Annotated in this window: 13 protein-coding genes and 1 riboswitch; of the genes, 8 read left to right on the top strand and 5 right to left on the bottom strand. The window is 73.2% G+C overall.

Going from position 1 to position 12446, the window contains the following annotated elements; genetic code table 11:
• Positions 1–66: 66 nt before the first annotated feature.
• Positions 67–1038 (top strand): quinone oxidoreductase family protein, encoded by a 972-nt coding sequence (locus IF29_RS0111590; protein ID WP_198037405.1) that lies wholly within the window; start codon positions 67–69, stop codon positions 1036–1038.
• 99 nt (positions 1039–1137) lie between these two features.
• Positions 1138–1374 (top strand): hypothetical protein, encoded by a 237-nt coding sequence (locus IF29_RS0111585; RefSeq protein WP_030253094.1) that lies wholly within the window; start codon positions 1138–1140, stop codon positions 1372–1374.
• Between the two features lie 42 nt (positions 1375–1416).
• On the opposite strand, the gene IF29_RS0111580 is transcribed toward IF29_RS0111585, so the two are convergent.
• From IF29_RS0111580 to IF29_RS0111560, 5 genes are all read right to left on the bottom strand, one after another.
• On the bottom strand, positions 1417–2298 hold the full coding sequence (locus IF29_RS0111580) for a hypothetical protein (RefSeq protein WP_030253093.1): 882 nt from the start codon (positions 2296–2298) through the stop codon (positions 1417–1419).
• Between the two features lie 151 nt (positions 2299–2449).
• Positions 2450–3490 carry an LLM class flavin-dependent oxidoreductase gene (locus tag IF29_RS0111575; RefSeq protein WP_030253091.1) on the bottom strand — a complete coding sequence of 347 codons (1041 nt, stop codon included), beginning with the start codon at positions 3488–3490 and terminating at the stop codon, positions 2450–2452.
• Positions 3490–4410, bottom strand: coding sequence for an ATP-grasp domain-containing protein (locus IF29_RS0111570; RefSeq protein ID WP_030253089.1), 921 nt, complete (start codon positions 4408–4410; stop codon positions 3490–3492). Before IF29_RS0111570 ends, IF29_RS0111575 begins: the two co-directional genes overlap by 1 nt.
• Positions 4411–4485: 75 nt before the next feature.
• The gene (metX, locus tag IF29_RS0111565) at positions 4486–5571 is read right to left on the bottom strand and encodes a homoserine O-acetyltransferase MetX (protein ID WP_051725217.1); all 1086 of its coding nucleotides are present in this window, start codon (positions 5569–5571) and stop codon (positions 4486–4488) included.
• Between the two features lie 170 nt (positions 5572–5741).
• Positions 5742–7148, bottom strand: a complete 1407-nt coding sequence (locus tag IF29_RS0111560; RefSeq protein ID WP_084714003.1) for a bifunctional o-acetylhomoserine/o-acetylserine sulfhydrylase — start codon at positions 7146–7148, stop codon at positions 5742–5744.
• 472 nt (positions 7149–7620) lie between these two features.
• Positions 7621–7729: riboswitch (SAM riboswitch) on the top strand.
• A 25-nt stretch (positions 7730–7754) separates the two neighbouring features.
• Here IF29_RS0111560 and IF29_RS48950 point away from each other — a divergent pair.
• The 6 genes from IF29_RS48950 to IF29_RS0111535 all read left to right on the top strand — a co-directional run bounded on the left by IF29_RS48950 (position 7755) and on the right by IF29_RS0111535 (position 12445).
• Complete coding sequence (locus tag IF29_RS48950; RefSeq protein ID WP_380522645.1) at positions 7755–7898, top strand: putative leader peptide; 144 nt, start codon at positions 7755–7757, stop codon at positions 7896–7898.
• Positions 7899–8078: 180 nt separating this feature from the next.
• Positions 8079–9248 (top strand): FAD-dependent oxidoreductase, encoded by a 1170-nt coding sequence (locus IF29_RS0111555; RefSeq protein ID WP_269665002.1) that lies wholly within the window; start codon positions 8079–8081, stop codon positions 9246–9248.
• Complete coding sequence (locus IF29_RS0111550) at positions 9245–10363, top strand: LLM class flavin-dependent oxidoreductase (RefSeq protein WP_030253081.1); 1119 nt, start codon at positions 9245–9247, stop codon at positions 10361–10363. The genes IF29_RS0111555 and IF29_RS0111550 overlap by 4 nt, the downstream gene beginning before the upstream one ends.
• Before the next feature lie 52 nt (positions 10364–10415).
• A complete protein-coding gene (locus IF29_RS0111545) occupies positions 10416–10673 on the top strand; it encodes a DUF6059 family protein (RefSeq protein WP_030253080.1) in 258 nt (85 codons plus the stop codon).
• Between the two features lie 48 nt (positions 10674–10721).
• A complete protein-coding gene (locus IF29_RS0111540; RefSeq protein ID WP_030253078.1) occupies positions 10722–11861 on the top strand; it encodes an LLM class flavin-dependent oxidoreductase in 1140 nt (379 codons plus the stop codon).
• Positions 11858–12445: a GNAT family N-acetyltransferase gene (locus IF29_RS0111535; protein ID WP_084713937.1), complete on the top strand. Its 588-nt coding sequence runs from the start codon at positions 11858–11860 to the stop codon at positions 12443–12445. Before IF29_RS0111540 ends, IF29_RS0111535 begins: the two co-directional genes overlap by 4 nt.
• The last annotated feature ends 1 nt before the right edge of the window (position 12446 follow it).

Raw genomic sequence — 12446 nt, 5'->3', positions numbered from 1 at the left:
ACTAATTTAGTCCGTGGCACGTACCAATCTGGCGCGTGCCGGCAGCACCAGCCTGGAGGAGGCCCCATGGACATCCACGCCGCCGTGGTCAGCTCGTTCGACCACCCGCCCCGCTATGAGCCGTTCCACCTGCCCGACCCCGACCCCGCCGACAGCGACCGGCAACTGGTCGACGTCCTGGCCGTGGGCCTGCACCCGCGGGTGCGCAGCGGCGCCTCCGGCAGCCACTACACCAGCGACGGCAAGCTGCCGCTGGTCCCCGGCGTCGACGGCGTCGGCCGGCGCCGGGACGGCACCGCGGTCTACTTCGCCGCCGCCGACGACCTGGTCGGCCCCATAGCGACCCGCACCGTCATCGACACCCGCCGCAGCGTCGAGCTGCCCGACGGCGCCGACCCGGTGCGGATCGCCGCAGCCATGAACCCGGCGATGTCGGCCTGGGTGGCGCTGCGCCGCCGGGTCCCGCTGCAGGCCGGGCAGTCGGTGCTGGTCCTCGGCGCGACCGGCAACGCCGGCCGGATGGCCGTCCAGATCGCCAAGCGCCTGGGCGCTGGACGGGTCGTCGGCACAGGCCGCGACCTGGACCGCCTGGCCGCACTGCCGGGGCTCGGCGCCGACGCCACCGTGGCGCTCACCGCAGACGCCGACGCCACCGCAGCGGCGCTGGCCGACGCGGCCGCCGAGGTCGACGTGGTGGTCGACTACCTGTGGGGCAGGCCCGCCGCCGAGGCGATGCTGGCCGTACTGCGCGCCCGGGCCGACCGCAGCCGCGCCCTGGACTGGATCCAGATCGGCTCCATGGCCGGCCCCACCATCGAACTGCCCTCGGCCGCGCTGCGCTCGGCCAACCTGCGACTGCAGGGCAACGGCCAGGGGGCGGTCTCCACCAGGGCCTATGTGGCTGAACTTCCCTCCCTGGTCGAGGAGATCGGGAACGGCGGCCTGGCGATCGCCACCCGGGCCGTCCCCCTCGCCGACGTCGAGACGGTGTGGACCGAACCCGAGGAGCCCGGGGTGCGCACTGTCGTGGTGCCCTGACCGTGCAGCACCCGGCGGGGGGCCGGGCCCTCGCCCGGCCGGGGGAGCGGGACCGCCGTCCGGGATGCCGACCGAGCCGACCGGACGTAGCGTTCCGGCATGGAGTTCTGGTTCGTCGCGACCGTCGCCGACGGTGAGTGGACGCTGCAGCTGCTCGCGGAGCGCGGCGACGTCCTGTTGGAGCTGCCCTTCGCCGGCCGGGCCGACTGCGAGCAGGCCATCGCGACGATCCGCGAGGCCCCGGTCCGGTACGTGCGGGCGACGACGCCGGCCGTCTCCGGCAGCGCCAGGTCCGAACTGCCCACCGACCCCGCACCGGATACCGGCGCCACCTGACCCGCCGACCGACCGGCCGGCCGCCGACCCGCCGACGGTGCGTCAGGAGCGGTGGTAGGTGTAGACCGTGGTCGCGACCTCGCAGACGCCGGGCTGGATGATCTCCACGCGCACGGTCGCGGTGCTGGGGTCGTAGTCGATGCCCTCGCCCTCGTAGGTGCCCGAGCAGATGCTCTGCTGCGGGATCGAGCCGACCTCGGTGACATGGGCGGTGGTGTCCGTCCCGGTCAGCTGCGAGGGCAGGTCGACCTCCAGGATCGGCTTCTGGTCCGGGAACAGCGACCGCGAGTCGTCGTCGGAGACGCAGAGCAGCTGGGTGGCGGTGGTGAAGTCGCAGCCCTGGATGTCGTTGACGGCGTGGTCCAGGTGGATCAGGCCCGACAGCGGCAGGTTGCCGCCGGTGCGCGGGGTCGCCGGGTTGAGCAGCGGGGTGGGGTAGATCTGCAGGTGGTCCATGGTGCCCCACTCGCCGGCGACCATCCACTGGGTGTCCGGCGAGACGGCGTCGAAGGAGTTGTTGTAGAGCTCGCCGGAGACCAGGGTGTGGGTGTACTGGTAGGTGGCCCCGGACGGGGTGGTGACCCGGAACATCTTGCTGGTGGGGCTGGAGGCGCCGCTCTGGTAGGCGTCGAACACGTACCCGGCGGCCGAGTCCGGGTCGCCGATGTGGCTCCAGTTCGCGACCAGCAGCGACAGCGGGATCGAGGCGACGCCGCGGTAGAGCACGGTGTCGCTGCCGTTGCTCGCATGGACGGTGGTGACGCCCTCGCCGGCGCCGAGGGTGCCCTGCGTCGAGCTGCCGGTCAGGGTCAGTACGGAGGTGTCGGCGTGCGCCTGGCCGGCGACGGCGGTCATGGCGAGGCAGGCCGTGGCGGACAGGGCGAGGACGCGCGCGAGGGACCGGGGGCGGACCGACAGCGACATGGCGGGCTCCAGCAAGTCGATATTGACGCGGACAGAGCAATGGTGGTCGCCCTCCCGGCGGACACGCCAGGACCCGCCGATGGCGAAAGTCTGTCGGTCCCCCGACCCGAAGGAGAACTCCGGGGGCGGTCACCCCGCGCGTCCTGGTCCGTCATGTCGCCGAGGCTGAGGCGGCCCTCGCCGGGGCGATCACGTCGTGGCCGAAGCGTTCCATCTCGCGGTGCTGGGGAGAGAACTGGAGCAGCATCAGGTCGACGCCGGCGCGCTCGTAGGCGTCGATGCGGGCGGTGATCTGCTCGGGGGTGCCGACCAGTCCGGCGCGCAGGCCGCGGTTGGAGACGCTGTACTCCTGCAGCGAGACCTCCGACTCCAGGTGCGAGCCCTCCACGAAGTCCCGGTAGGAGGCGTAGGCCTCGGGGGAGGAGCGGACGTCCAGGATGCGGCGCAACTCGTCCTGGGCCTCCTGCTCGGTGTCGCGGCAGATCACATAGCCGGAGACGCCGAAGGTCAGCGGCGGGAGGCCGCGGGCCGCCCGGCGTCCGCGCATGTCGGCGATCTTCGCGGCGATGGTCTCCGGCGGGTCGCCGTGCATGACGTAGGCGTCGCCGCGGGCGGAGATCAGGTCCTTGGCGGTGGGGGACTCGCCGCCCATGTAGACGGTGGGCCGACGGCTCGGCTTGGGTTCCAGCACGGCGCCCTGGAGGTCGTAGAGGGCGCCCTGGTGGGTGACGGTCTCCTCGGTGAACAGCCGGTGCAGCACGTCGAGCCATTCGGCGGTGCGGGCGTACCGGGCGTCGTGCACGTCGAAGGGGACGCCGTACTGGGTGGCCTCGTCCTTCCACCAGGAGGAGACGACGTTCAGGCTCAGCTGGCCCGGGGCGATGGTGTCGAGGGTGGACAGCGCCTTGGCGGTGAGCGCGGGCTGGTGGTAGTTGGGCCGCACCGCGAGCATCAGTTCCAGCTGCGCGGTGACCGCGGCGATCGCCGGGGCCAGGGTCCAGGCGTCGATGCTGGGGGCGCGGTGCCCCTTGATGTCGTTGAGGTTGAGTTCGGCGATCAGGGTGAGGTCGAAGCCCTGCCGCTCGCTCGCGACGGCGAGGTCGCGCAGGTAGGGCCAGTCGATGGACATCTCCTCGTCGGGGACGTTGCGCAGCCAGCCGCCGAAGATCGGCATCCAGTACCCGTAGCGCATCAGGAGTTCTCCTCTTCGGCGATCAGCCGCTTCAGCAGCCGGGCGATCTGCCGTGGCCCGGAGCGCGGGGCCGCGGCCTCGACCTCGGGGTTGTAGTTGGTGTTGGTGTTGACGTCATAGGTGACCAGGCGTCCGTCGGTGGTCTCGATGAACTCGAAGCCGGCCACCTCGATCCGGTGCCGGCGGGCGAAGTCCAGGTACTGCTTGAGCACCGGGTGGTCGAAGCCCTCGCGCAGGGCGAACAGGCTCGGCGCCGCCGGGCCGCCGTCGACGGCGCAGGCGTCGGCCGGGCAGAGCTCGAAGCCGCCGCGGGCGGTGTCGGCGGTCAGCGCGTAGACGACCTCGCCGTCCACGACCTCGACGCGGGTGATCCGCGGTTCGGCCGCCCGCAGATACTCCTGGAGCAGGGTGATCCCGTCCACGGGCGGCTGGTGGTCCGGGCCGGCGAGGTGCTCGGCGAAGGCGTCGACGCTGTCGAAGAGGGCGACGCCGAGCCCCTTGCCGCCCTGGTTGTGCTTGGCGATGAAGGGCGCCGGCAGGGTGGCAGCGGCCTGCAACAGGGCGTCGGGGCCGACCACGGCCAGGGTGCGCGGTACCTCGATGCCGGCCGCCCGCAACGCGGTGAGCTGGTCGACCTTGCTCATCTCCAGTTCCAGCACCCGGCGACCGTTGACCACCCGGCGGCCGTGCGCCTCCAGCCAGCTGAGCACCGATCGGGTGTGGTCCTTGGCCAGTCCGTGGCCGCGGGTGTGGGCCGAGGCGCTCATCCGGGACCAGAACACGCCGCGCGGCGGCTCGGCGTCCAGGTCGAGCACGCCGGTGCCCAGCAGCCAGGGCTCGTGGTCCACGCCCTCGGCCTCAAAGGCCGCCGCGAACGGCGGGTACCAGTCCGGGTTCTCATGGATCACATAGGCCTTCACCCGGTGTACCGCCCTTCGCCGTTCCGATCGCAGCCCGAGGCTATCGCACGGGTTTTCGTGACGGCCGCCGCGTTCTCAGGACCGGTTCAGCAACGAGGCCACGTGCGGGGCGAGTTGGTCGACCTCGATCAGGAAGGCGTCGTGCCCGTACGGCGACTCGACCACCCGGAGCCGCTCGGCCCCCGGGATCGAGGCGGCGAGCTGCCGCTGCAGGGGCAGCGGGTAGAGCCGGTCCGAGTCGATGCCCACCACCACCGTGGGCATCACGATCCGGCGCAGTGCCGCGTCGCTGCCCCCGCGTCCACGTCCCACGTCGTGGCTGTTCATCGCCTCGGTCAGGACCACATAGCTGCCGGTGTCGAAGCGGTGCGCCAGCTTGGCCGCGTGGTGGTCCAGATACGAGCCTACGGCGTAGCGGCCGCCGTGCCAGGGGTCCTCGCCCGGCTGGGCCGCCGAGCCGAACCGGGTGTCCAGCTCGGCCGGCGCCCGGTAGGTGAGATGGGCGATCCGGCGGGCCGTGCCGAGGCCCAGGTGCGGGCCGCGCCCCGGTCCGGCGTCGTGGTAGTCGCCGCCGTGCCAGCCGGGGTCGGCGCGGACGGCCGCCAGCTGGGCGTGGGCCCAGCCGATCTGCTCGCCGCCGGAGGCCGCCGGGCAGGCGGCCAGCAGCAGCGCGCCGACCCGGTCCGGGCGGCCGACCGCCCACTCCAGCGCCCGCATGCCGCCCATGGACCCGCCGAGCACCAGCGCCCAGCGGTCGATCCCCAGCGCATCCGCGACCGCAGCCTCGGCGTCGACCTGGTCACGGACCGTCAGATAGGGGAAGGCGGAGCCCCAGCGGCCGCCGTCGGGGCGCACCGAGGACGGTCCGGTGCTGCCCTGGCAGCCGCCGAGGACGTTGGGCGCCACCACGAACCAGCGGTCGGTGTCCACCGCCCGGCCCGGACCGATCAGCCCGTCCCACCAGCCCGGGGTGGGATGCCCCGGCCCGGCCCGGCCGGCGGCGTGGCTGTCGCCGGTCAGCGCGTGCAGGACCAGGACGGCGTTGGAGCGGTCGGGCGCGAGCCGCCCCCACGTCTCGTAGGCGATCCGGACCTGAGGAAGCGTCCCGCCCGCCTCCAGCTGGAGCGGTTTCGGCAGCTCGACCCACTGCCGCCGACCCACCGGGTCGCCCGGCTGCCAGGCCCCGCTGGCCGGTGGCTGCGTCCCGGACGACCCGGTACCGGACGGCCGAGTGTCGGAAGACTGCGTGCCGGACGACTGCGTGCCGGACGGCTCGTTGGCGGCCGGCTCCGCGCCGCCCGCCACCGGGGCCACCGGCCGCGCCCCCACGGTCAATCGCCCGCTACCTGGGCCGTCGCGCCGGTCGACTGTGCCGCCTCGGCCGTCCGTGCCGCCTTGGCCGCGCGGAACCCGGCCTCCAGGTCGGCCTTGAGGTCGGCCAGGTTCTCGATGCCGACCGAGAGCCGGACCAGGCCGGGGGTCGCCCCGGTCGCGGCCAGCTCCTCCTCGCCGAGCTGGCTGTGGGTGGTGGAAGCGGGGTGGATGATCAGGCTGCGCACATCGCCGATGTTGGCGAGGTGGCTGAACAGGCTGACCCCGTCCACGAACCGCTTGCCGGCCTCGATGCCGTCCCGCAGTTCGAACGCCAGCACCGCACCGGCCCCGCGCGGCAGATAGCGCTGCCCGGCCTGGTACCAGCGGCTGGACGGCAGACCCGGGTAGTGCACCGCGGTCACCTCGTCGCGGCTCTCCAACCACTCGGCGATGGCCTGGGCGTTTGCGGTGTGGCGCTCGATCCGCAGCGACAGCGTCTCCAGGCCCTGGAGCACCAGGAAGGAGTTGAGCGGTGCGATGGCCGGACCGAGGTCGCGCAGCAGTTGAACCCGCAGCTTGACGGCGAAGGCCGGTGCGCCCAGGTCGGGCCAGTAGCGCAGCCCGTGGTAGGACGGGTCGGGCTCGTTGAAGCCGGGGAAGCGGTCCGCGTGCGCCCCGTAGTCGAAGGTGCCGCCGTCCACCACGGCACCGGCGATGGCCGTCCCGTGACCGCCCAGGAACTTGGTCGCCGAGTGCACCACGATGTCCGCGCCGTGCTCGATCGGGCGCAGCAGGTACGGCGTGGGGACGGTGTTGTCCACGATCAGCGGCACCCCGGCGGAGTGCGCCACATCGGCGACCCCGCGCACGTCCAGTACGTTCCCGCGCGGATTGCCCAGGGTCTCGGCGAACAGCGCCTTGGTGTTCGGACGGATCGCCGCCCGCCAGGCGTCCAGGTCGTCAGGGTCGTCGACGAAGGAGACCTCGATGCCGAAGCGCGGCAGGGTGTGCCGGAACAGGTTGTAGGTGCCGCCGTAGAGCGAGGTGCTGGAGACGATGTGGTCGCCCGCGCCCGCCAGGGTCAGGATCGCCAGCGTCTCGGCGGCCTGGCCGGAGGCGGTCGCCACGGCGGCGAGACCGCCCTCCAGCGCGGCGATGCGCTGCTCCAGGACGTCCTGGGTGGGGTTGTGGATGCGGGTGTAGATGTTGCCCTCCTCGGCGAGCGCGAACAGCCCGGCCGCGTGGGTGGTGTCGCGGAAGACGAAGGAGGTGGTCTGGTAGATCGGGACCGCCCGGGCGCCGGTGGTCGGGTCGGGCACGGCTCCGGCGTGCACCTGCTTGGTCTCGAAGGACCAGCCGGCGGTGTCGGCGGTCGCCTCGGCCGAGGCGACCGCAAGGTCGAGCTCGGCGCCGGCGGGGTCGATGGAAGGGCTCACGTGGACGGCTCCATTCACGGGGTGGCGCGCACGGGCCCGGCACCTGCTTCCGGCCGACGGTTCGGCAACGGGAGGTGTGCGGGCACGGCGGCGCGCCGAAGAAGGTTCACTTGCGCCAGGGGCGGGGACCGCGCGCCGCAGGGGGGCGAGCGGTGCGGATGAACGGGGCTTCCGGGGGTGGTCACCGGAGCGGGCGCGGCGGTCGCCGCCCGCGGTCGAGTCAGCTGGGGCGGCTACACCTGGTGCTGGTGCTGCGCCCGTAGTCCACGTGGCGGCGGCTGACAAGAACGGTCATGGCGGTGAGGATAGTCCGGTTCGTCGCTTCCCGACCAGCCTTCTGCCGCACTGTCACCTGCGGCAATGCGCGGTATCACGCCGTTCACAATCGGCTCTCGGGCGCCGGTGCAGCGGGCGATCGACGGCATTGTCCAAGTCGCGGCGAGCGGTTAACGTGGCTCCTGGTTATGAGCGTCAGCGTCAAGCCCTGGCTTGCTGACCGGCAACCCTCGTCCGCGGTGGGGTGCTCCAGGTGACGACCCGACAGGACGCCCGTCCTGTAAGCGCGAGACCCCCTGCGGGTCCGAGGAGTGCGAGGTGATTCCCGTGCAGATCCGTCGCTTCGGCAGCAGCAGTGCGCCGCGCCCGCAGGGGTTCCGGCAGCTCCGGGTCGCCAGGCGCCATGTGGACCTGCTCCGGGTGAGCAGCGCACTGTGTCCGGGGACCTCCCCGGACTGTTGACGCCAAGGGACGGCCGACCGCGCGCCGCCCGGCTCCGACCGACAGCGGCAGACCCGCGCCGGTCCTGACCACGCTGCTTCCCAGCGGCCTGACCCATGGCCCCCGCCGCGCGTCCGATCGCGGCGCTGTCTGCCTCCGGGCTGCCCTGCACTCCACCGACCCGAGAAGGACGACAGAACTGTGGCACACGTCGTAGTAGTGGGTGGCGGGGTCATGGGCTCCGCCGCAGCCTGGCAGCTCGCCTCGCGCGGCTTCGCGGTGACCCTGCTGGAGCGGGGTGCAGCCGGGCACACCGAGGGCAGCTCGCACGGCAGCTCCCGGATCTTCCGGCTCGCCTACCCCGACGCCTTCTATGTCTCGCTGGCCGCGCGGGCGCTCCCGCTGTGGCGTCGGCTGGAGGCGGAGTCCGGCATCGAGGTGCTCAGCCTCACCGGCGCGGTGGACCACGGCCCGCCCGCCGCGATCGAGGCGCTGCACGGCGAGCTCCGCGCGGGCGGGCACGCCGCCAGGGTGCTCGGCCCCGAGCAGGCGGCCGAACGCTGGCCGGGGCTGCGCTTCGACACCAGCGTGCTGTTCCACGCCGCCGCCGGACGGCTGCACGCGGACCGGGCCGTCCTGGCGTTCCAGCAGGCCGCCGCGGCCAAGGGTGCGGTGGTCCGGCACGGGGTCCGGGTCGCGAAACTGCTCCGGCACGGTGCCGACAAGGTCGAGGTGGTCACCACCGGGGGAGAGGCGGTCACGGCGGACGCCGCCGTGGTCGCGGTCGGCGGCTGGGCCCCCGGCCTGGCGGCCCGGTCGGTCTCCGGCCTGCCGCCGCTGCGGGTCACCCAGGAGCAGCCGGTCCACTTCCCGGCCCCGGACGCGCTGGACTGGCCGAGTTTCATCCACCACGGCGGAGCGGCGCTGGCCGGGGACTCCGGCGTGTACGGACTGGGCAGCGAGGACGGCGTCAAGGCCGGCTTCCACGCGGTCGGCCCGGTGGTGGACCCGGACCGGCGCGACCGCAGCATCGACCCGCTGGCGCTGCGTCAGGTCCAGGAGTACGCCGAACGCTGGCTCCTCGGGGTCGACGCCTCCGCGCCCACCGCCACCACCTGCCTGTACACCCTCACCCCCGAGCACGACTTCGTGGTGGACCGCGACGGCCCGGTCACCGTACTGGCCGGGTTCTCCGGCCACGGCTTCAAGTTCGCCTCCGTCATCGGCGAACTCGCCGCCGACCTGGTGACCGGTCGGCCGGGCGCCCGCCGCTTCTCGCTGGGACGCACCGACCCGGCACGCGCTGACCCGGAACGCGCTGACCTGGGACGCACCGACCAGGCACGCACCGACGGAGGGAAGACCGCATGACCGCGACACCGGCAGGCAGCAGCACCGCCTTCCACTGGTTCCTGCCGACCGGTGGGGACGGCCGGCAGCTCGGCGGCTCGGTCCACGGCGTCGGCATCGGCGCGGACGGGTCCAGCAGCGCGCCCCGCCGCACCGGGGGAGAGCGTCCGGCCACCCTGGCCTACCTCTCCCAACTCGCCGAGGCCGCCGACGACCTCGGCTACGAGGGGGTGCTGACGCCCACCGGTGCGCACTGCGAGGACGCCTGGATCGTCACCGCCGCCCTGATCGCCAGGACCCGGCGGCTGAAGTTCATGGTCGCCTTCCGTCCCGGGCTGGTCGAACCCGCACTGGCGGCGCAGACCGCGGCCACCTTCCAGCGCCTGTCGCAGGGGCGACTGCTCCTGAACGTGGTGGCCGGCGGCAGCGACGCCGAACAGCGCGGCTACGGCGACCGGTTGGGCCACGACGAGCGCTACGCCCGCGCCGAGGAGTTCCTGGACGTGGTCCGGGCCTCCTGGACCGGCGACCGCTTCGACCACAAGGGCGAGCACTACCAGCTGGAGGGCGCCCAGCTGCGCCGTCCCCCGGAGCCGGCCCCGCGGATCTACTTCGGCGGCTCTTCAGACCCCGCGATCGCGTTGGCGGCCCGGCACGCCGACACCTATCTGACCTGGGGAGAACCGGCTCCGCTGGTCGCCGAGAAGATCGCCCGGGTCCGTGAGCGGGCCGAGGCCGAGGGCCGCACGCTGCGGTTCGGACTGCGCATCCACGTGCTCAGCCGGGACACCGCGGCCCAGGCCTGGCAGGCCGCCGACGCGCTGATCGCGGGCCTGGACGACCAGGCGATCGCGGCCGGCCAACAGCGGCTGCGCGCCCTGGAGTCCGAGGGCCAGCGCCGGATGCTGGAACTCCACGGCGGCTCCCGGGACCGGCTGCTGGTGGCGCCCAACCTCTGGGCCGGCATCGGCCTGGTCCGCGGCGGCGCGGGGACCGCGCTGGTCGGTAGCCACGAGGAGGTCGCCGAACGCATCGACGAGTACCGCGCGGCCGGCGTCGACGAGTTCGTCCTCTCCGGCTACCCGCACCTGGAGGAGGCCTACACCTTCGCCGAGTGCGTCCGCCCACTGCTCTGACACCCCGTCAACCACTCAACCACGCCGACGAACCGACCGGAGGAATGCGCTGATGACCGACGAGCGACGCCGCCGGGCGCGACGTCCGCCCCGGTGGTGGCTGCTCCTGCTGGACCGCTGGACGCCGGGGCTGATCGCCTTCGGCTGCTCACTCTGGGGCGTCTGCACGCCCTGGCCCTGGCCGGAGTCCCGGCAGCGGACGGGTCCGGCCGACCACCCGCCGCCCGGCCATCCCGAACGCCTCTGCGTCCACATCCCACCGACCGAGGTGGAGCGTGACCTCTGGTCCCGCCTCGGCCTGCCCACCTGACCTCTTGACTGTCCGTCAACTCAGCTCACCTGTATGAAAGGCCCTGCCATGCCCATCGAATTCCTCGGTATCGCCGCCACCAACGACGGTTCGGAGACCAACCCCCGCAGCGGGGCCTCGTTCGACAAGGAGTACACGCTCAGGCTGGCCCGGGCCCATGAGGACCACGGCTGGGACCGGGTGCTGTTCGCCTACGGCTCCGGCTCGCCGGAACCGGGCACCGCCGCCGCGTACATCGCGGCCAACACCAGCCGGCTGCAGATCCTGCTGGCGCACCGGCCCAACGTCTCCTACCCGACGTTCGCCGCCAAGGAGTTCGCCACCCTGGACCGGATCAGCGACGGCCGGCTCACCGTCCACTTCATCACCGGCGGCAACGACCACGAGCAGCAGCGCGAGGGCGACTTCCTGACCAAGGACCAGCGCTACGCCCGCACCCGCGAGTACATCGAGATCGTCAAGCGCGCCTGGACCGAGCACGAGCCCTTCGACCACCAGGGCGAGTACTACCGCTTCAACGACTTCGCCGCCGATGTCTTCCCTGTGCAGCAGCCCCGCCCGGACGTCTCCTTCGGCGGCTCCTCGCCCGCCGCCTACGCCGCGGGCGGCGCCGTCGCCGACATCTACGCGCTGTGGGGCGAACCGCTGGAGGAGACCGCCAAGCAGATCGAGGCGGTGAAGGCGGCGGCCCGGGCGGCCGGACGCACCGACCCGCCCCGGATCCAGGTGGCCTTCCGGCCGATCATCGCCCCCACCGAGGAACTCGCCTGGGAGAAGGCCCACCGCACCGTCGCGGCCATCAAGTCCCGCCGCGAGTCCGGCGCCTGGAGCCGCAGGGCCGGTGCGGCCAACCCGCAGAACACCGGGTCGCAGCGGCTGATCGCCATCGCCGAGCAGGGCGAGCGCTACGACCGCGCCCTGTGGACCCCCACCGCCGCCGCGACCGGCGGCGCCGGCAACTCCAACGCACTGGTCGGCACCCCCGAGACCGTCGCCGAGGCGCTGCTCGACTACTACGACCTCGGCGTCGACATCCTCTCCGCCCGCGGCTACGACCTGCTCGGCGACGCCATCGACTTCGGCCGCCACGTCATCCCGCTGGTCCGCGAGGGCGTCGCCCGCCGCGACGCCGAGCGCGCCCGCACCGCCGCGGAGACCGTCACCACCCCTGAGGGAGCGCTCCGTTGACCACCACCGTCCCGCAGTACGAGGTCCGCGCCACGGTCCTGGCGGATCCGCTGGTGCAGCCGCTGCTGACCGAGCTGGAGCACGAGTACACCACCCGCTACCCCTCGCTGGCCGGCACCAGCAGGGAGCTGTCCCGCTACCCGGCCGAGGAGTTCGAGCCGGACCACGGCGGCCTGCTGCTCCTGCTGCTGCAGGACGGCGAGCCGGTCGCCGGCGGCGCCTACCGCCGCTACGACGAGCACACCGCCGAGCTGAAGCGCATCTGGACCCACAGCGCGCACCGCCGCCGCGGCCTGGCCCGCCGTGTGGTCCACGAGCTGGAGCAGGCCGCAGCCGCCGCCGGCTACCAGCAGGTCTACCTCACCACCGGCCCCCGCCAGCCGGAGGCCAAGGGCCTCTACCTGGTCACCGGCTACACCGCCCTGTTCGACCTGACCGCCGACCCGGAAACCCTCGGCGGCCCACTCCCCTTCGCCAAACGCCTCACCGGCACCCAGCCGCTCCGCTCGGAGGACTTCCGTCCCACCCCACGGGTGGACTTCGGCGCCGCCACACCCACCAGTCACTCCGGGCCGGGGGAGTGAC

Origin of the sequence: Streptacidiphilus jeojiense, assembly GCF_000719095.1 — a bacterium.
GTDB classification, from domain to species: domain Bacteria; phylum Actinomycetota; class Actinomycetes; order Streptomycetales; family Streptomycetaceae; genus Streptacidiphilus; species Streptacidiphilus jeojiensis.
The sequence above is the reverse complement of the archived record's forward strand: the minus strand, read 5'-3'. Positions and strand labels throughout refer to the sequence as shown.